The sequence below is a fragment of the Micromonospora sp. WMMA1949 genome, assembly GCF_027460145.1.
Classification (GTDB): Bacteria; Actinomycetota; Actinomycetes; order Mycobacteriales; family Micromonosporaceae; genus Micromonospora.
This window is the reverse complement of record NZ_JAPZBG010000001.1, coordinates 2,737,862-2,755,995: the sequence shown is the minus strand read 5'-3', so window position 1 is coordinate 2,755,995 and position 18,134 is coordinate 2,737,862. Positions and strand designations below refer to the sequence as shown.

22 protein-coding genes are annotated in these 18,134 nt (G+C 73.3%); 16 read left to right on the top strand and 6 right to left on the bottom strand.

What is annotated here, in order from left to right:
- Positions 1-129 precede the first annotated feature (129 nt).
- The 6 genes from O7607_RS13025 (at position 130) to O7607_RS13000 (ending at position 5,232) form a co-directional block, all read left to right on the top strand.
- The gene (locus O7607_RS13025; RefSeq protein ID WP_442929480.1) at positions 130-1,074 is read left to right on the top strand and encodes an LCP family protein; all 945 of its coding nucleotides are present in this window, start codon (positions 130-132) and stop codon (positions 1,072-1,074) included.
- 28 nt (positions 1,075-1,102) lie between these two features.
- The gene (locus O7607_RS13020) at positions 1,103-1,438 is read left to right on the top strand and encodes a rhodanese-like domain-containing protein (protein WP_013289303.1); all 336 of its coding nucleotides are present in this window, start codon (positions 1,103-1,105) and stop codon (positions 1,436-1,438) included.
- A gap of 16 nt (positions 1,439-1,454) precedes the next feature.
- Entirely contained in the window at positions 1,455-2,249 is a 795-nt protein-coding gene (locus tag O7607_RS13015; protein ID WP_269703441.1) for a glycerophosphodiester phosphodiesterase, read from the top strand.
- Between the two features lie 76 nt (positions 2,250-2,325).
- A complete protein-coding gene (locus O7607_RS13010) occupies positions 2,326-3,780 on the top strand; it encodes a sensor histidine kinase (RefSeq protein ID WP_269703440.1) in 1,455 nt (484 codons plus the stop codon).
- A 64-nt stretch (positions 3,781-3,844) separates the two neighbouring features.
- Complete coding sequence (locus O7607_RS13005; RefSeq protein WP_433496231.1) at positions 3,845-4,261, top strand: ATP-binding protein; 417 nt, start codon at positions 3,845-3,847, stop codon at positions 4,259-4,261.
- Positions 4,262-4,347: 86 nt separating this feature from the next.
- Complete coding sequence (locus tag O7607_RS13000; protein ID WP_269703436.1) at positions 4,348-5,232, top strand: DUF5926 family protein; 885 nt, start codon at positions 4,348-4,350, stop codon at positions 5,230-5,232.
- A 10-nt stretch (positions 5,233-5,242) separates the two neighbouring features.
- Here O7607_RS13000 and O7607_RS12995 read toward each other — a convergent pair whose 3' ends face one another.
- Positions 5,243-6,457: an arginine deiminase gene (locus tag O7607_RS12995; RefSeq protein ID WP_269703435.1), complete on the bottom strand. Its 1,215-nt coding sequence runs from the start codon at positions 6,455-6,457 to the stop codon at positions 5,243-5,245.
- A gap of 162 nt (positions 6,458-6,619) precedes the next feature.
- On the opposite strand from O7607_RS12995, the gene O7607_RS12990 reads away from it, so the two are divergent.
- From O7607_RS12990 to pheA, 4 genes are all read left to right on the top strand, one after another.
- The gene (locus O7607_RS12990; RefSeq protein ID WP_269703433.1) at positions 6,620-7,357 is read left to right on the top strand and encodes a hypothetical protein; all 738 of its coding nucleotides are present in this window, start codon (positions 6,620-6,622) and stop codon (positions 7,355-7,357) included.
- A 144-nt stretch (positions 7,358-7,501) separates the two neighbouring features.
- Positions 7,502-7,951, top strand: a complete 450-nt coding sequence (locus O7607_RS12985) for a hypothetical protein (protein ID WP_269703432.1) — start codon at positions 7,502-7,504, stop codon at positions 7,949-7,951.
- 50 nt (positions 7,952-8,001) lie between these two features.
- Positions 8,002-8,577, top strand: a complete 576-nt coding sequence (locus O7607_RS12980; protein WP_269703430.1) for a hypothetical protein — start codon at positions 8,002-8,004, stop codon at positions 8,575-8,577.
- A 10-nt stretch (positions 8,578-8,587) separates the two neighbouring features.
- A complete protein-coding gene (gene pheA, locus O7607_RS12975) occupies positions 8,588-9,544 on the top strand; it encodes a prephenate dehydratase (protein WP_269703429.1) in 957 nt (318 codons plus the stop codon).
- Positions 9,545-9,587: 43 nt separating this feature from the next.
- On the opposite strand, the gene O7607_RS12970 is transcribed toward pheA, so the two are convergent.
- The 3 genes from O7607_RS12970 to O7607_RS12960 form a co-directional block, all read right to left on the bottom strand.
- Positions 9,588-10,307, bottom strand: coding sequence for an AIM24 family protein (locus tag O7607_RS12970; RefSeq protein WP_269703427.1), 720 nt, complete (start codon positions 10,305-10,307; stop codon positions 9,588-9,590).
- 95 nt (positions 10,308-10,402) lie between these two features.
- Positions 10,403-10,747 carry a metallopeptidase family protein gene (locus O7607_RS12965; protein ID WP_181726620.1) on the bottom strand — a complete coding sequence of 115 codons (345 nt, stop codon included), beginning with the start codon at positions 10,745-10,747 and terminating at the stop codon, positions 10,403-10,405.
- A gap of 88 nt (positions 10,748-10,835) precedes the next feature.
- On the bottom strand, positions 10,836-11,264 hold the full coding sequence (locus O7607_RS12960; RefSeq protein WP_013289315.1) for an OsmC family protein: 429 nt from the start codon (positions 11,262-11,264) through the stop codon (positions 10,836-10,838).
- Between the two features lie 118 nt (positions 11,265-11,382).
- Here O7607_RS12960 and O7607_RS12955 point away from each other — a divergent pair, with 118 nt between their 5' ends.
- From O7607_RS12955 to O7607_RS12945, 3 genes are all read left to right on the top strand, one after another.
- A complete protein-coding gene (locus O7607_RS12955) occupies positions 11,383-12,117 on the top strand; it encodes a hypothetical protein (protein ID WP_269703426.1) in 735 nt (244 codons plus the stop codon).
- 167 nt (positions 12,118-12,284) lie between these two features.
- Positions 12,285-13,106, top strand: a complete 822-nt coding sequence (locus tag O7607_RS12950) for an HAD family hydrolase (RefSeq protein WP_269703425.1) — start codon at positions 12,285-12,287, stop codon at positions 13,104-13,106.
- The gene (locus tag O7607_RS12945; RefSeq protein ID WP_269703424.1) at positions 13,106-13,918 is read left to right on the top strand and encodes an HAD family hydrolase; all 813 of its coding nucleotides are present in this window, start codon (positions 13,106-13,108) and stop codon (positions 13,916-13,918) included. Before O7607_RS12950 ends, O7607_RS12945 begins: the two co-directional genes overlap by 1 nt.
- A 37-nt stretch (positions 13,919-13,955) precedes the next feature.
- Here the strand turns inward: O7607_RS12945 and O7607_RS12940 are convergent, their stop codons facing one another.
- Positions 13,956-14,546 carry a bacterial proteasome activator family protein gene (locus O7607_RS12940; RefSeq protein WP_269703423.1) on the bottom strand — a complete coding sequence of 197 codons (591 nt, stop codon included), beginning with the start codon at positions 14,544-14,546 and terminating at the stop codon, positions 13,956-13,958.
- A 58-nt stretch (positions 14,547-14,604) separates the two neighbouring features.
- Here O7607_RS12940 and O7607_RS12935 point away from each other — a divergent pair, with 58 nt between their 5' ends.
- Positions 14,605-15,432 (top strand): alpha/beta hydrolase family protein, encoded by an 828-nt coding sequence (locus O7607_RS12935; RefSeq protein ID WP_269703421.1) that lies wholly within the window; start codon positions 14,605-14,607, stop codon positions 15,430-15,432.
- 48 nt (positions 15,433-15,480) lie between these two features.
- Positions 15,481-16,701 carry an ABC transporter substrate-binding protein gene (locus O7607_RS12930; protein WP_269703419.1) on the top strand — a complete coding sequence of 407 codons (1,221 nt, stop codon included), beginning with the start codon at positions 15,481-15,483 and terminating at the stop codon, positions 16,699-16,701.
- Positions 16,702-16,765: 64 nt separating this feature from the next.
- Here the strand turns inward: O7607_RS12930 and ddaH are convergent, their stop codons facing one another.
- Positions 16,766-17,599 carry a dimethylargininase gene (gene ddaH, locus O7607_RS12925; RefSeq protein WP_269703417.1) on the bottom strand — a complete coding sequence of 278 codons (834 nt, stop codon included), beginning with the start codon at positions 17,597-17,599 and terminating at the stop codon, positions 16,766-16,768.
- A gap of 59 nt (positions 17,600-17,658) precedes the next feature.
- On the opposite strand from ddaH, the gene O7607_RS12920 reads away from it, so the two are divergent.
- Positions 17,659-18,117 carry an Lrp/AsnC family transcriptional regulator gene (locus O7607_RS12920; protein ID WP_091413428.1) on the top strand — a complete coding sequence of 153 codons (459 nt, stop codon included), beginning with the start codon at positions 17,659-17,661 and terminating at the stop codon, positions 18,115-18,117.
- The last annotated feature ends 17 nt before the right edge of the window (positions 18,118-18,134 follow it).

Sequence of the window (18,134 nt, the reverse complement as noted above, 5' to 3'; positions counted from 1 at the left end):
CCCGTAGCCTGACGTGAGCGGGTCTCATGTCGCGGCTACGGGGGGATCGTCACGTCCAGGCCAGCACGGAACCGACGCGGGCGGGGTGGACCCGCCCGCTGGGCCCGGTTCCTGCTCGGCACCGGCCTCGTGCTGGTCCTGCTCGCCACGCTCGGCGTCGCCGGGCTGCACTGGCTCACCTCGCGCTACGACAGCACCGTCGCCAAGGAGCAACTGCTCGACCCGGCCGCCCGGAAGAAGCGGACAGACCTGGACGGCGCGCTCAACTACCTGTTGATCGGCTCGGACCACCGGCCCGGCGCGAACCCGGAGGACCAGCGCTCCGACAGCATCCTGATCGTGCACGTACCGGCCGGGATGCGGCAGGCGTACCTGATCTCCGTACCGCGCGACCTGCTGGTGGCGCTCCCCCCGGCGCCAGGCTTCCCCGGCGGCCAGGACAAGGTCAACGCCGCGTACGAGCACGGCGGCGGCGGCGAGGGCGGCGCGCGGCTGCTCAGCGCCACCCTGAGCCGGCTCACCGGGGTCCGCTTCGACGGCGCCGCGCTCGTCGACTTCTCCGGCTTCAAGCAGGTGATCGACCAGCTCGGCGGCATCCGGATGTGCGTGGACACGCCGGTGCGCTCGATCCACACCCGGCATCAGTTCGACACCGGCTGCCAGCAGATGGACGGCGCGCGGACGCTCGACTACGTGCGACAGCGCTACGACCTGCCCGGCGGCGACTTCGACAGGCAGCGGCACCAGCAGCAGATGCTGCGGGCGATGCTCGACCGGGCGGGCGAGACGCGACTGCGCAGCGACCCGGTCAAGCTGGACCGGGTGCTGCGCGCGGCAGGCGGGGCGCTGACTGTCGACACCAACGGCGTACCCCTGGACGAGCTGCTGTTCGCGCTGCGCGGCCTGCCCGCGGACGCCCTGCGCGGGGTCCAGGTGCCTTCCTACCCGCAGACCATCGACGGCGTCTCGTACGTGGTCCTGGACAACGGCGGCGGCGGGCTGTTCACCGCGCTGCGCGACACGCGCGTGCCGGAATGGGCCGGCGCCAACCCGCGCTGGGTCAACCGGCTGTGAGCGGCGTGTGCGACTAGGCTTGGTCACCGTGTTCGGAGCCTCACTACCCAGCGTCCCCGCGTCGGCCGTGCCCGACGACGTCTACCTGCTCGACGTCCGCGAGGACGACGAGTGGGCCGCCGGCCACGCGCCGGCCGCCCACCACCTGCCGATGACCGAGCTGCCCGCCCGGATCGCCGAGATCCCGCAGGACCGCGACGTGGCGGTGATCTGCCGCTCCGGCGGCCGGTCCGCCCAGGTGGTCGGTTACCTCATGCGCAACGGCTGGGACCAGGTCCGCAACGTCGACGGCGGGATGGGCGACTGGGCCGCCGCCGGCCGTCCGGTGGTCACCGACGACGGGCAGCCGGGCCGGGTCGCCTGAGCCGGGTGACGCGGCCATGACCGTCCCCCTGGTCTTCGCCCACCGCGGCGCCTCGTACGACCTGCCGGAGCACACGCTCGCCGCCTACCTGCGCGCTCTCGACGAGGGCGCGGACGGGCTGGAGTGCGACGTCCGGCTGACCCGCGACGGGCATCTGGTCTGCGTGCACGACCGTCGGCTGGACCGCACCAGCAACGGCCGTGGGCTGGTCAGCGCGCGGACGCTCGCCGAGCTGGAGGCGCTGGACTTCGGCTCCTGGCACCGCGCCGCGACGCTCGCCGAGGACGACGCGCCGCTGGACGAGTCGCACACCCGGCTGCTCACGCTGGAGCGGCTGCTCGACGCGGTGCTGGGCGCCGGGCGGCCGGTCCGGCTGCTGATCGAGACCAAGCACCCGTCCCGCTACCGGGGCGAGGTCGAGCGCCGCCTGGTCGAGATGCTGCGCCGGTACGGGCTGGCCGAGCCCCGCCCGGACCATCCGGTCCAGGTGACGGTGATGTCGTTCTCGCCGCTCGCCGTACGCCGGATCCGGGAACTCGCCCCGGCCCTGCCCACGGTGCTGCTGCTGGAGGTGCTGCCGCGCCTCCTGCTGCCGCTGGGCCGGCTGCCGTTCGGCACCCGGATCGCCGGCCCCGGCGTGGACCTGGTCCGGGCCCGCCCGCGCCTGGTGCCCGCGCTGCGCGCCGCCGGCAACGCGGTGTACGTCTGGACCGTCAACGAGCCGGAGGATCTGGAACTCGTGCTGGAAGCGGGCGTGGACGGGGTGATCACGGACCGGCCGGCCCACGCGTTGGCCCGGTTGGGCCGGTGAGTCCCGTCGATCGGTACCGGGAACGGTCGACCGGCCGGGGGTGTCCCGGACGCGGACGGCGCGGCACACTCGGGACATGCCGGAGCGAACCGACTACCCCGCCTTCATCGCCGGCCACACCGCAGTGATCAACATGATCAACTCGGGCGAGTCCGGTCTCGCCGTGCTCACCCGCCTGCTCCGCGAGGTCGAACCGGCGGTCGGCGCGGCCGGCCTGGTCTTCGTGGAGTTCACCCCGGCCGGGGGCCGGGTGATCGCGGCGACCGGCAGAGCCGAGTTCGTGCTGGGCCGTCCGCTGCCCCCCAGCGACCCGGCCACCGTCTGCCTGCTCGCCGGTCCGCCGGTGCGGGAGGTCCGGGTCGACGCGATCCCCGGCGCGCTCGCCGACGAGGTCGTCGGCCGTGGCCTCTGCCGGATGATCGTGGCGCGCGCCGAGATCGGCGGGCTCACCGTCGGCAGCCTGCACGCGCTCTACCCGCTCGATGAGCCGCCGCAGCCGGCGCAACGCGCCGTCATCGGCTACGTCGCCGCGTGCATCGCCCACATGTACGGCGATCAGACCGGCCTGCCCGTACACGGGGACGGCCCGGTGGTGGCGGCGCTCGCCGACGGACTGGCGGTGGTGGACCGGGACGGGCGGGTCCGGCTCTGGAACCCGGCCGCGGTCGAGGTGACCGGCCGGCCCGCGGACGAGGCGCTGAGCCGTCCGCTGCCGTTCCCGCTGCCGCCTCCCGGCCAGGTGCTCGACCACCGGCTGCCGGACGGCCGCTGGCTGCGGATCACCTCCGGCGAACTGCCCGGCCCGAACGCGCTGCGGGTGGTCAGCTTCCGCGACACCACCGACCAGCAGCGCCGCGACCACGACCGCGATCTGTTCGTCGCGGTGACCAGCCACGAGCTGCGCACCCCGGTCACCGTGATCAAGGGGTACGCGGACACGCTCACCGACCACTGGGACTCGCTGAGCGACAGCGACCGGAGGCAGGCCGCCCGGATCATCGGCCAACGGGCGAACGAACTGGCCCGCCTGGTCGACCGGCTGCTGACCGCCGCCACCGAGAACCGTCCCGGCGGCGAGCCGGCCGCGCCCTTCGACCTGGTCGACGCGCTGCGCGCGGCGGTCGCCGACCTGCCGGCGGACGTCCGGCACCGGGTCGCCCTCGACCTGCCCACCGACCTGCCCAAGGCGCTCGGCGACCGGCACAGCCTCGCCACGGTGCTCACCGAACTGGGCACCAACGCCGGAAAGTACTCGCTGCCGGACACGCCGATCGAGATCACCGCCGAGGCGAACGAACGGACCGTCTCGTTCCGGGTGGCCGACCGGGGCATCGGCATCCGTCCGGAACACGTCGAGCGGGCCTTCGACCGGTTCTGGCAGGGGGAGTCCGGCGACCGCCGGCGCTACCCCGGCGCCGGACTCGGTCTCTATCTCGTCCGCCAGATCGTTGAACAGCAGAACGGATGGGTATCCCTCCGGCCCAGAGCCGGTGGCGGTACGGTCGCAGAGGTGCGGCTGCCCCGGGGTTGACCGGGGCGCTCACGGGCGGGAAAGGAACGACGTGTCGACTGGTTCGGCCGAACGGTCGTGGTGCGTGGTGGTGCCCCACGACCCCACCGGCGCGCGTCTGGCCCGGCACCGGCTCGCCGACGAGCTGACCGGTGTCGTACCCCCGGTCCTGCTGGCCGACCTGGTCGCGGTCCTCGCCGAACTGGTGGGCAACGCGGTCCGGCACGCCGACGCCCTGCCCGGCGGCGTGGTGCGGGTCGCCTGGCGGTTGCACCCGACCGGGCAGGGGCCGAGCGTCGAGCTCCGGGTCACCGACGGCGGATCCGGTGCCGGCCCGTGCATGCGTACCGCCGCGCCGGACGCCGCCGACGGGCGCGGGCTGCACATCGTCGCCGGGCTCGCCAGCGGCTGGGGCGTGGAGCGCGACGGCCTGGGCCAGAGCGTGTGGGCCCGGTTCGACCCGGTCCCGGCGCACCGGCCGGACCTGGTCACCGCCGGCTGACCGACGCGGCGGGCGGGTCCGGCCCCCGCCGCCGAGGCCCGGCATCTAGGCTGTCTCGCCATGGGCGAGCGGAGCGGAGCGGGCGCATGAGCAAGCGTCGGAAGAACCAGCGGGCCGGCGAGGCCACCCCGAAGCGGGAGAAGGTGCGCGACGTCTTCGTCCCCCGGCCGTTCGAGGGCCTGGCCGACGAGCCGGAGTGGATCGCCCTGCGCGAGCTGGTCCCGGCCGCGTCCGCGCCGCTGCGGCTGACCCCGGAGCTGATCGAGGAGTACGGCGACCGCCCGGTCACGCTGGCCACCGTGCTGCCGATGGCCGCCCCGGCGATGACCAAGCCGGACGGCCGGGTCTTCATCGGCCTGCAGCGGCACCAGCAGTCCGGCGACGTCTCCCGTGACCTGGCCGACGCGCTGATCTCCGCGCTGCGGACCGAGCCGGGCGGCCAGGTGAGCGTGCCGCCGCTGCCCGGGCCGGGCCCCCGCCTCCAGGACATCCTGGTGGACGGCCCGCTGGAGATCACCATGCACGACGGGTTCGACTTCTGGCTGGACCCGGGCGCCGCCGACGACCCGAACGTGCAGGCGTCCCTGGAGCGGGCCAACTCGGCGATCTACCCGACCGTGAAGCTGGCCGCCGCGCGGGCCGCGTACTGGTGCCAGGTGCCGGAGAAGGCCCACGTGCGCCTGGTCCTGCCGGAGGACGAGGACACCGCGCTGGATGCGCTGTCCCGCCTCGCCGCCGCGGGGGCCCTGACGCTCGGCGACGACACGAAGTTCGCGGGCATGTTCCGGGCGCACGGACGGCTGGCGCCGGTCTGGGACCTGCCGGAGGACACCCCGGCCGCCGAGTGGGAGGCGCCGGTGGCGGAGTTCGCCAAGCGCTACGCCGAGGCGGTCGCGGACAAGGAGCCGCTCGACGCCGCCGGCCGCCGGGCCCGCCAGGGTCTGCTCGGCCGCCAGCTGACGCTGCGCTGACGCCTCCGGGTCAGGCGGCCCCGCCCTTCTCCCGCACCAGCGGGCAGGACATGCAGCGCGGGCCGCCCCGCCCGGACCCCAGCTCGGACCCGGCAATCGCGATCACCTCGATGCCCGCCCGTTCCAGGTGCGCGTTCGTCTCCACGTTGCGCTCGTAGCCCACGCACAGCCGGGGCGCGATAGCGAGCGTGTTGTTGCCGTCGTCCCACTGCTCGCGTTCGGCGGTGACCGGGTCGAGGCCGGTGTCGATCACCCGGAGCTGGTCGATGTCCATCGCGTCGGCGGCGGCCCGCAGGAACGGCGCCGGGCCGTCGACCCGCAGGTCGTCGCCGTCCGCGCCGGCGATGACCGTGTACGCGGACAGCTCGTGGGCGACGTTCGGGTACATCAGCACGGCGTCGACGTCGACCATCGTGCAGATCGTGTCCAGGTGCATGGTGGCGCGTTCCTGCGCGATCGGCACCACCAGGATGGTGTGTGCCAGGCCGGCCGCGAACACCTGCCGGGCCAGCCGTTCCGCGCCGGCCGGGGTGGTGCGTTCGCCGACGCCGACCGCGAGCACCCCCGGGGCGAGCAGCAGCACGTCGCCGCCCTCCAGGTGCTCCAGCCGGGGGTGGTAGACGAACTCGGTGCCGACGAAGCGCGGGTGGTAGCGGTAGATCGCGTCGGTGAGCGTGGTCTCCCGCCGCCGGGCCGGCATGGCCAGGCTGGTCACGCCGACCCGGTCGCCGATCCAGACCGACGAGTCCCGGGTGAACAGCAGGTTGGGCAGCGGGTCGATGACGAAGTCGTGCCGGTCCATCAGCGTCCAGACCAGACCGCCGGGCCGGTCCGCGCCGATGCGCAGTTCCTCGTGGGCGAGCCCGGCGGTGAGCACGTCGGCCAGCCCGGCCGGGTCGAGGTACGTCAGATGGTCGGCGACCCGGCGCCGCAGGGTGTGGCCGAGCCGGCGGGACCGCAGCACCTGCTCGGTCAGCTCGGCCCGGGCGTCCGCCACGGCGAGCGTCTCGACCAGCAGGTCGGCCAGGTAGAGCACCTCCACCCCGCGGGAGCGCAGCGCCGCCGCGAACGCGTCGTGCTCCTCCTGCGCGCGTCCCACCCATGGGATAGCGTCGAACAGGAGACTGTCGTTGTTGCGTGGGGTGAGGCGGGCCAGTTCCGGTCCCGGGCGGTGCAGCAGTACCGTCCCGAGTCGGGCGACTTCGCTGTCCACATAGTGGGTCACCTCCGCAGCCTAGGGCAGGCTTGCGCACCATCCGGAAAAGAAGTGTGAATGAATATGGCATTCATCCGCACTCACTCCGGCGGTCCAACTTGCCGAGCCCCCGGGGGCGCAACGTAGGGTAGTGGAGACATAACTTCGAGAGACCTTTTGCCGGAGGTCGCGATGACTGTCTTTCCCGCTCGCCAGGCCGTACCGAGCAGGGCACTGCCGCCCCGCACGGTGCCGCACTCCCGGGTCGAGGCCACTTCGGTGCTCGAGCCGGCCCGACCGACTCCATTGGAGTGGGCCCGGCGTCGCCGGGCGGAGCGGGGGGCCCGCCGGTTGGAAGCAGCAGGGGCCCGCGCCCTGGGCCAACTCGACCACCTCGGTCCCGCCTGGCACGTCATCGAGTGGCCCCGGACGGATCCCGCCGACATGCTGTTCGACCGCGCCCGGGACGACCGGGCCGGTTTCCTGGCGATCGGCCCGAGCGGTCTGTTCGCTGTCACCATCGCCGACCACGGCCGCGCCCGCGTGCTCGTCGCCGGCGACGTGGTGCAGATCAACGGCAAGCGCCCGCCGTACGTGGCGGAGGCGCGCCGGGACGCCAAGCGGGCCAGCAAGGCGCTCTCCGACGCGGTCGGCCTGCCGATCCCGGTCACCCCGGTGCTGACGTTCGTCGGCTCCGGGGTGATCAGCGTCTACGGCCTGCCGAAGGACTGCCTCATGGCCACCCACCGCGAGCTGGACCGCCTGCTCGTGGCCGGCGGGAACCGGATCAGTCCGGCCACCGCCGAGAAGCTCTCCCGCGTCGCCCAGGCGCCGGCCACGTGGTTCAACGGCACGTACCGTCCAACCGCCGACTACCGGTGGTATGACGAGGGCCGAACGGCCGCTGACAAGCGGGCCGCCCGCCGGTAACGTCTCCGGCGACGCCACGCGGCCCACGGCACCGCCCCCGACTGGTTCCGTCGGTCCGCGCCGTCGCCGGCCGCCCGGCAGCCGATGCTTCCGCCGCACCGACCGGCTAGCGTGGACAGACCGTCGGTGTACATAGGAGGCGCGGTGGCCCACGTCGAACTCTCACTCTCGGAAGTGTTCGCGCCCGCGGCATCCACCGAGCAGGAGTCCGACAACTTCGGGCACTGGTCCGGCATGGTCTCCCGGGCCGCCGAGCCGTGCCTGCTGATCGACGCCGGCACCACTGTCGTGGCGATCTCCTCGTCCGGCTGTGACCTGCTCTGCCTGGGCGCTCCGGACGACGTGATCGGTCTGCCGTTGCTGGAGGGCGGCCTGCGCCTGGTCGACTTCACGGCGAGCCCGAGCGAGCTGACCGAGCAGGAGACCGACAAGATCCCGCCGTTGCTGGCGCTGCACTCCGGGCGGCTCGCCCGCGGTCTGCTGCGGGTGCAGGGGCCCGGCTCCGACGCCGGAAGGACGGTCGACGCCATCTCCACGCCGGTGCTCACCGACGGCACGGTGGCCGGCTCGCTCACCTTCCTCTCCGCGGTCTGATCCGCGACCGGACCCGGCGCCCTTCACCCGGGCCGGTTCATCCTCCTACGATGGCCTCGGCCCCACCACACGACGACACCCCTCGATGCCCCGAGGACGCCCCCGTGCCCCGCACCCCACACCCCCGGCGCCGCCACCGCCCGCTGGCGCTGCTGACGCTGCTCGCCCTCACCGCCTGCGGCGCCCCGCCCGAGCTGCGCGCGCCGTCCGCCGCCGCCACGCCGCTCCCGGTCCCGTCGGTGTCCGCCACGCCCACGCCGAGCGCGACCTCGGCCGCACCCGTGCCACCGCCGGCACCCACGCTCTCGCCGGCCGTGCCGGTGTCGGCGGCGCCCTGCCGGGGACGGCCGTCCGGCGACCGGATCGTCGCGCTGCTGCGCGGATCCGCCGGCGTACTGCCCCGCGACGTCAAGGTGACCGTGGCGACCGGTCCGCTGTGCGCCGAGGGCTGGCAGTACACCGTGCTGGCGGTCACCGGGCACGAGGAGTTGCAGGTGGTCACGCGCGGCGAGACCGGCACGCCGAGGCTGGTCACCGCCGGCACCGACGTGTGCGGCGTCGAGGTGCGGACCCTGGCGCCGGTCGGCATCCGTACCCTGGCCTGCGACGGCACGCCAGGTGCGTAGGCTGGTCGGCATGCCCGGAACACCGCCGACCCGCTTCGTCTACCTGGGCCCCGAGGGCACCTTCGCCGAGCAGGCCCTGCGTACGGTGCCCGCCGCCGAGCGCGGGGACCGTACACCGGCCCGCAGCGTCGGTGAGGCGCTCGACGCGGTACGCGCCGGAGAGGCGGACGCGGCGCTGGTGCCGCTGGAGAACTCCATCGGCGGCGCGGTCGGCGTGACGCTCGACGAACTGGTCGAGGGCGACCCGCTGGTGATCACCCGCGAGGTGGTCCTCCCGGTGGACTTCGTGCTCGCCGCCCGCGCCGGCACCACGCTGTCCGACGTCCGCTCCGTCGCGGCACACCCGCAGGCGTCCACCCAGTGCCGCGGCTGGCTGCGGGAGCATCTGCCCGACGCCACAGTGGTCGACGTGCTCTCCAACGGCGCCGCCGCGGCCGGGGCGGCCGGCGGCGAGTACGACGCCGCCATCTGCGCCCCGATCGGCGCGACCCGGCACCGGCTGGCGGCGCTCGCCGACAAGATCGCCGACCACCCGGACGCGGTGACCCGCTTCGCGCTGGTGTCCCGCCCCGGGCCGCCCCCGCCGCCCACCGGCGACGACCTCACCTCGCTCGCGGTGTGCCTCGCGCACGACCGGGTGGGCGCGCTGCTGGCGGTGCTGATGGAGCTGGCGGTACGCGGCGTGAACATGACCCGGATCGAGTCCCGCCCGACCGGCGAGGCGCTCGGCCGCTACGTGTTCTTCCTGGACTGCGCCGGACACGTCGCCGACGTACGCCTCGGCGAGGCGTTGCAGGGGCTGCGCCGGGTCTGCGCCGACGTGCGGTTCCTGGGGTCGTACCCCCGGCACCGCTGGAGCACGGCGGCGGGTGACCAGCAGACGCCGGTGCCGCCCGGGCTCACCGATGCCGACTACGCCGACGCGGCGGCCTGGGTGGCCCGGCTGCGGTCCGGCGAGCTGACCTGACCGGCCCGGGGCGACCTCGGCGGACGCCCCGGGCACCGGGAGGTCACTGCAGCAGGCCGCCGAGCACGCCGCCCTGCTGCTGGGAGCCGCTGCCGGCCACCGGAGGCTCCTCCGAGGGCTGGACCACCACGAAGCCCTGACCGGCGAAGCTCATCGTGAACGCCTCACCGGTGCTGCGGCCGAGCAGCGTGCCGAGGCCGAGCTGCTCGGCCCGGTGGTAGCCGGTCTGGAGGTTCGCCGACCAGCACACCGCCGCCTGCGGGTCCACGTACGTCGGCGCGTCCACGTTGAGCACCACCGGGGTGCCCTTGGTGGTGATGGCGATCCGGCCGTACCCGGTGAAGACGCAGTTGAACAGGCCGGATGAGGACGCGAAACCGGCGCCGCCGACCATCTTGATGTCGTACTGGAGCGTCGAGTCGAACGCCAGCACGCTGGAGCCGTTGATGGACAGCGCGTCGCCCGGCTCCAGGTCGATGACGTGCACGTCCTTGGCGAAGTCGGCGAGGAAGACGTCGCCGCGCCCGGAGACCTTCATCAGCGGCACGCCCTCGCCGGTGAGCCGCTGCTTGATGAACTTGCCGATGCCGCCGGAGCCGAGTGCCTGGAACTGCACCTGCCCCTGGTAGGCGACCATCGACCCGACCCGGGCCATGGCCTCGCCGTTCAGCTCGATCTTCAGCATCTTGGAGTTCTGCAACCGCATGCCCGGCTGCTGGGACTCCTTCTCGAGGTTCTCCGCGGAGAACAGCGCGCTACGCATGGGTCTTCCTCCTGCATCGGGTTCTGCCTGATCCGCAGGTTAGGGGACCTGCGCAACCGCCGGGATCAGCCGAGCGGGGACGCGCCGAGGGCCGGTCAGCCCCAGCCCAGGGCGTGCAGGCGCTCGTCGTCGATGCCGAAGTGGTGGGCGATCTCGTGCACCACGGTGATCGCGACCTCGTCGACGACGTCGTCGTCGGTGTCGCAGATCGCCAGGATCGGGTTGCGGTAGATCAGGATGCGGTCGGGCAGCACGCCGGAGTAGTCCCAGCCGCGCGAGGTGAGCGAGTGCCCCTCGTACAGGCCGAGCAGGTCCTCACCCGGCGGCGGGTCGTCCTCCACCAGGATGACCACGTTGCTCATCAACCCGAGCAGTTCCTCGGGCACCTCGTCGAGTGCCTCGCCGACCAGTTCCTCGAACCGGTCCCGGCTCATCTCCACGGCCACGCGGCCCGGTCACTCCCTCCCGGTGGGCACGCCGCACGGCGAGGGCGTCCCGCAGGACACCCCCGCCGTGGCGTACGCGATGTCAGGCCAGACGGGCGTTCAGCGTGATCTGCGCGCCCGGCGACAGCAGCCGGGAGATCGGGCAGTTTTCCTTGGCCGCCTCGGCGAGCTTGGTGAACTCGGCCTGGTCGATGCCCGGAACCTGACCCACGGTCTCCAGGTCGATGCGGGTCACGGTCATGCCGGCGTCGGTCTTGTCGAAGTGCACCTTGGCGGTGGTCTCCACCGCGGTCTCCTGGGCGCCGGCGTCGGCGAGCTGCTTGGAGAGCGCCATCGAGAAGCAGCCGGCGTGCGCGGCGCCGATCAGCTCCTCGGGGTTGGTCCCCTCGCCCTCCTCGAAGCGCGACTTGAAGGAGTAGTTGCCGGACAGGCCGCCCTTGCCGGTGCGGACGGTGCCGGACCCCTCGGTGAGGTTGCCCTGCCAGCGAGCGGATGCGGTACGGATAGGCATGGCACCGACGCTAACCGAAAGCGCGCCGCCCCGCACCGCACCTCGGGGTCGCGATCCCGGCCGGCGGGAGCGGGCTGTGCCATGATTCGACCCAGGCCCGCGCACGGGAAGGGTGGCCATGTCGCAGGATCTCCCCGTTCCCCGGCAGGACAAGCGAATCCCCCTGCAGGACAACCGGTCCGACGACACCACGATCGTCGAGTGGGGCGACGCCGAGCCGGAGCCGTCCGGCCGGGCCGCGCGCTCGCTCGCCGCGCTGGGCCGGGACCGCCGCCTGCCGACAGTGCTCACCGGGCTGGGCGCGGTGGCCGCGATCGCCTCGCTGATCGGCGAGTGGCTGACCATCACGGTGCCGGCCGACACCCGGGGCGACGACGCGCCGGCCCGGCTGACCAGCGGCATCTCCGAGATCGGCGGCTTCGGGACGGCGTACCTGATGGGTCTGCTCGGGCTGTCGGTGGCGGTGGTGCTGGCGCTGCGCGGCGCCCCGGCGGTGCGGCAGCACGCCCGGCTGGCGGGGCTGGGTCTCGCCGCCGGTGTGCTCGGGTTGCTCGTCGCGACCGCCGCCTCCCTCGAACAGCTGGCCCGGCGCATCCTGTTCTTCGTCGGCGAGCAGCGCCTGGAGGTCGAGCACGGCCGCGGCCTGGTCAGCGCGTTCCTCGCCGTCGCGCTGCTGGCGGCCGCGCTGCACCTGGCTGGCCGGGCGGCCGGCGGGTCGCCCGTCGACAAGGAGCCGGACGACGACCGGCCGGACCGTCGCCGCCGGGTGGACGAGGACGACCTGCCCCCGGCCCCGGCGGACCTGACGGTGCAGCCCACGGTGCCGTTCGCCGGCCCCGAACGGTCGTACTGATCCAGCTCCGGCAGCGCGGACGACGGCCACCGGAGCTTCGCCGCCGATTCGCCGGAAAGCCGTGGTTGCCGCCTGTTCCGCGAGATACGGTTGCTGCCCGCCGTCCCATGGTCGCGGCACCGAAGACCTGGACGGCCGGCGTGACGGCGGCGGGCGAAGGAGGAACCATGACCCGCCCGGGACTGCCCAAGCTGATCGCCACCGACCTCGACGGGACGCTCGTCCGCAGCGACGAGACCGTCTCCGCGTACACCCATCGGGTGCTGGACCGGGTGCGGTCCGCCGGGATTCCGGTGGTCGGCGCGACCGGACGCGGACCGCGCCTGACCGAGCTCACCCGCAACGACATCCGGGCCGCCGACTTCCTGGTGATGGCCGGTGGCGGCCGGGTGGTGGACCAGAGCGACCCCGACGGGCCGCTGGTGCTGCGCGACGAGCGGCTGCCCGGCGAGGTGCTGGCCCGGCTCCTCACGGACCTGGAGGAGGCGGTCGGCCCGCTGACAGTGATGGTGGAGGCGTCGGACGAGCACGACGCGCCGCTGTGGGGCGACTACCACCCGAGCTGGCCCTACCCGGACCGGTTCGAGGCGCGCAGCCGGACGGAATGCCTGTCCTGCGACGTGATCAAGGCGTTCGCCCGGACCGCCGACCACCACGTGGACGAGCTGCTGGCGGCGGCACGGGCGATCGTGCCGCCGGAGGTGGCCACGCTCACCCAGGCCGGGCTGGGGTTCATCGAGATCTGCCCGCCCCGCACCGACAAGGCCAGCGGGCTGAGCGTCGTCGCCGAACGGCTCGGGGTGGACCCGGCCGACGTGCTGGTCTTCGGCGACCAGCCGAACGACCTGCCGATGTTCGACTGGGCCGGATGGGCCCGGGTGGCGGTGGCGAACGCCCACCCGGAGGTGCGCGCCGCGGCGGACGAGGTGACCTTGCGCAACGACGACGACGGCGTCGCGGTCTACCTGGACCGGCTACTCTCGCGGTGATGGAAGATCCACCTCGGCTCGTCGCCTCCGACATCGACGGCACGCTGCTGCGCGACGATCGGACGCTCAGCCCGCGTACCGCCGCGGTGCTGGCCCGCATCGCCGCCGCCGGCACTCCGGTGGTCCTGGTCACCGGCCGTCCGATCCGCTGGCTCCAACTCGTGTACGAGCAGCTCGCCGCGCCGCTGCCGGCGATCTGCGCCAACGGCGCGGTGGTGTACGACCCGGTCACCGACCAGGTGCTGCGGGCCGATCCGCTCGCCCCGGAACTGCTGGCGGAGGTGGCCCGGCGACTGCGCGCCGAGGTACCCGGCGTGAGTCTCGCCGTGGAGATCGTGGACAGCCGGCAGATGCGGCACGAGGCGCACTATCCGCTGCGCTGGGACGCCGACCTCGACGCGATCCGGGCCGTCGAGTCGCCCGAGGAGCTGCTGGCCGCGCCCGCGGTGAAGCTGCTGGCGCGGGCCGGTGAGCAGGATCCGGACGTGTTCGTGCGGGTGGTGGCGGGCGCGCTGGAAGGGCTGGCCGAGGCGACCCACTCGTCGTACAGCGGTTTGATCGAGATCTCGGCCGCCGGCGTGACGAAGGCGGCCGGCCTGGCCTGGTACGCGGAGCGGCTGGGCGTCGACGAGCGGGACGTGGTGGCCTTCGGCGACATGCCCAACGACGTGCCGATGCTGGCCTGGGCCGGGCGTGCGGTGGCCGTCGCCAACGCCCACCCGGCGGTACGGGAGATCGCCCACGAGGTCACCGGGCCGAACACCGAGGACGGCGTCGCGGCGTACCTGGAGAAGGTCTTCGAGCTGGACTGAGCGGCCGGGGCGCGTGCGGCGCGCCCCGGCCGACGGGTCACAGGTACTGGCCGGGCGCGTGGCCCTCGCCGCCGCCGGGCATCCCGGGCATGCCCGGAATCACGCCGCCGGGGCCGCTGGGCAGCGCCTGACGGCCCGAGCGCATCTGCTCCAGCTGGACGCGGGCGGCCATCTGCTGGGCCACCAGCGCGGCCTGGATGCCGTGGAACAGGCCCTCCAGCCAGCCCACGAGCTGGGCATGCGCGATGCGCAGCTCGCCCTCGCTCGGCGTCTGCTGCTCGGTGAACGGCAGCGAGATCCGCTCCAGCTCCTCGCGCAGCTCGGGTGCGAGGCCCTCCTTCAGCTCGACGATCGAGCGCTCGTGGATCTCCCGCATCCGGTTCCGGCTCGCGTCGTCCAGCGGCGCCGCCTTCACCTCCTCCAGCAGCTGCTTGATCATGCTGCCGATCCGCATCACCTTGGCCGGCTGCTCGACCAGGCGGGTCGGGTCCTCGCCCTTGCCCTCCTCGGTCTGCACCGTGCCGACCGGGCGGCCGTCCGGCCCGACCACCACCACGGTGCCGGGGATGCCATCGTTGCCCTGTTCGTCGTCGTGTCCGGCGGAGTGCGCTTCGGTCATGGCACCCATCTTTACCCACGCCGACCATGCGCACGCGGCCGGACCTCCGGGACGCTACCGTCGCCGCATGCTCTCCGACCCGCGCGAGGTGCTGACCCGCCCGTCCCCGCCCCCGGATGCCACGGTCCCCTACGGCGACCACCCGGACCAGCTCGCCGACCTGCGCCGGCCGGCCGGCGACGGACCGCCCCGGCCGCTCGTGGTGGTGGTGCACGGCGGTTTCTGGCGGGCGGAGTACGACCGGAGGCACACCGGCCCGATGGCGGCGGCGTTCGCCGCGCTCGGCCACCCGGTCGCGCAGATCGAGTACCGCCGGACCGGCCGGCCGGGCGGAGGATGGCCGCACACGCTCACCGACGTCCGCGCCGGGATCGCCGCGCTGCCGGAACTCGCCGCCGCCGCGCTGCCCGGCCGGGTGGCGCCCGTGCCGCCGATCCTGGTCGGTCATTCGGCGGGCGGGCACCTGGCCCTGTACGTGGCGGCGCACGCCCCGGAAACGGTCGGCGGGGTGCTCGCGCTCGCGCCGGTGGCGGACCTCGCGCAGGCGTACCGGCTGGACCTGGACGAGGGGGCGGTGGCCGCGTTGCTCGGCGGCGGCCCGGACGACGTGCCGGACCGGTACGCGGCGGCCGATCCATCGGTATTGGTACCCATCCAAACACGTACAGTAGTCATTCACGGTGATCAAGATATACAGGTCCCGGTCACGATCAGCAGGTCCTGGGTAGCGGCCGATCGGGCCGCCGGCGGCTCCGCCACGCTTGTTGAGCTGCCCGAATGCGAGCATTTCGGGCTGATCGCACCCGGCTCCACCGCATGGCCGCAGGTCGTCGAGGCGTTGCGGTCGCTTCACGATGATCTTCCGGGCATTGACGCAGCGTCGTCGACCAGGTAGAACGCCGAAGGGGCGTGCACCATGGCCGCCCCGTCGGGAAGGAAGTCGGTGGCACAGATGAACCGCAGGCGGGCCCTGCAACTGCTGGCCGCGCTGGGCACCACCGGACTGGCGGCGGGGTGCGGCTCGGGGGACGACTCCGGGGAGCAGACCGGATCCGGCAGCCCGATCAAAGTCGGACTGATCGTGCCCGGCAGCGGGGCGAACAAGGCCATCGGCGACGAGATCACCAACGGCTTCCAGCTCTTCCTCAGCATGCGCGGTCAGCAGATCGCCGGCCACCCGGTCACGCTCGTGACCGCCGAGGAGGGCGACACCGCCGCCACCGGCAAGGCCGCCGTCGACCGGCTGCTCAAGGAGGGCGTGCTCGCGCTCACCGGCGTGGTCAGCCCGACCGTGATGACCGGCATCAAGGACGCGGTCGAGGAGGCCCGGGTGCCCCTGCTGGGCTCCAACGCCTCCCCGGCGACGCTCCAGGGCGTCGTCTACATCTGGCGCACGTCGTACGTGCTGACCGAGCCCGGCGAGGCGCTCGGCGAGTACCTGCGCCAGAAGCTGGACGCCTCCAGCCGGATCGCCATCTTCGGCACCCGCGGCACGGGCAGCCAGGACGTCATCGAAGGGCTGCGGCGCGCGTACGAGCGGGGCCGCCGGCTCACCGAGGACCCGATCTTCACCGAGGACGACCCCAACCCGTCCCGGTCGCTCTACTCCGGGCCCATCCGCAAGGCGCTCGGGCGCAAGCCGGACGCGGTGTTCTGCCACTACTCCGGCGCGCAGGCCGTGCAGTTCGTCAAGCAGCTCTACGCCGCGGGCTACCGGGGGCCGATCTACGCCCCCGGCTTCCTCACCGAGGGCACCGCGCTCGACCAGCTCGACGACGGGGAGAAGGGCCGCGAGCGCAAGCTCATCGAGTCGTACGGCATCGAGACCGCGCTGAACTACTCGGCCGACCTCAACAACACCGCGAACCGGATCTTCGCATCGGCGTACCGGAAGACGTTCAACTCGGCGCCCACCACGTACGCGATGGCCTCCTACGACGCCGCGCTGGTGCTGGACAAGGCGATCCGGCTGGCCGGGGGGAACCCCTCGCCGCAGCAGGTCAACCTGGCGCTCGGCAAGGTCGGCCAGGTGGACAGCCCGCGCGGCACCTGGCAGTTCAACCAGACCCGTACCCCGCAGCAGAAGTGGTACCTGCGCCGGGTGCAGACCGACGGCCGGCTGCTCTCCAACGTCGTGATCAACGAGCTGGCGACGCTGGGCTGACCGGCCCCTGACGCTGAAGGGCGGTCTCCCCACCGGGAGGCCGCCCTTCGCGTCGAGGCGTGGCTCAGTGCCGCAGCTCGGCGATGCAGCACTTCACGCTGCCACCGCCCTTCTTCAGCTCGGCCAGCTCCACCGGGACCGGGTGGTAGCCGGCCGCCTTCAGCCTGCCGGCGAGCCGTGTCGCCTCGTTGTTCAGCACCACGTTGAGCCCGTCGCTGACCAGGTTCAGGCCGAACGCCAGCGCGTCCTCGTCGTCCGCGACGATCGCGTCCGGGAAGAGCTGGGCCAGCACCTTCTGGCTGGCGGCGGAGAAGGCTCCCGGGTAGTAGACGACGTTCTCGTCGTCGATCGAGGCCAGCGCGACGTCGAGGTGGTAGAAGCGCGGGTCGACCAGGTGCAGCGAGACCACCGGCCGCCCGAGCGCCTCCTGCGCCTCGGCGTGCGCGGCCGGCTCGGTCCGGAAGCCGTACCCGGCGAGGACCAGCCCGCCGTGCGCCTCCGGCAGGTACGCGAAGTCGCCCTCGCCCTCGTTGGTCTCGCTCGGCGCGATGAACCGCCAGCCCTGCTGTTCGTAGAACGCCCGGTGCGCGGCGGCCTCGGCGGACCGCTGCTCGTGCTTGAACCGGGCGCCGTAGGCGGTGCCGTCGACCACGAATGCGCCGTTGGCCGCGTACACCATGTCCGGCAGGCCCGCCTCGGGAGTCAGCAGGTGCACCTCGTGCCCCAGCCCGACGAGCGTCTCCCGCAGCCGGTCCCACTGCTTGACCGCCAGGTCGGCGTCGACCGGCGTGGTCACGTCCATCCACGGGTTGATCGCGTACTCGACCGTGAAGTGCTCGGGCGAGCACATGAGATATGTCCGCTTTCGCGAGACTCGCTGCTGGTTCACGGTCACCAAGAGTAGGTACGGTACAACTTTGGTAACAGCCACAAGCATTGCTTCCCAGGAGCAGAACGTTGCAGATAGATGCGGTCGACCAGCGAATCATTGCGTTACTCGTGGCGGATGCCCGCGCCTCGTACGCGGACATCGGCAGCCGGGTGTCACTCTCCGCCCCCGCCGTCAAGCGACGGGTCGACCGGCTCCGATCCGCCGGGGTGATCCGCGGGTTCACCGCCGTGGTCGACCCGGCCGCCGTCGGCTGGACCACCGAGGCGTTCGTCGAGCTGTTCTGCGCCGGCCGGACCACCCCGGCGCAGATCGGCGCCGCCGCCCGCCGGCACCCCGAGGTGGTGGGCGCGTACACCGTCTCCGGCGAGGCGGACGCGCTCGTGCACCTGCGCGCCGCGGACATCTCCCACCTGGAGGAGGCGCTGGAACGGCTGCGCGCCGAATCGTTCGTCACCTCGTCCCGCAGCACCATCGTGCTCTCCCGGCTGGTCGAGTCCCCCGGCGTGGGACCGTCAACGGTTTGACCTCAACCCGGCTTCAT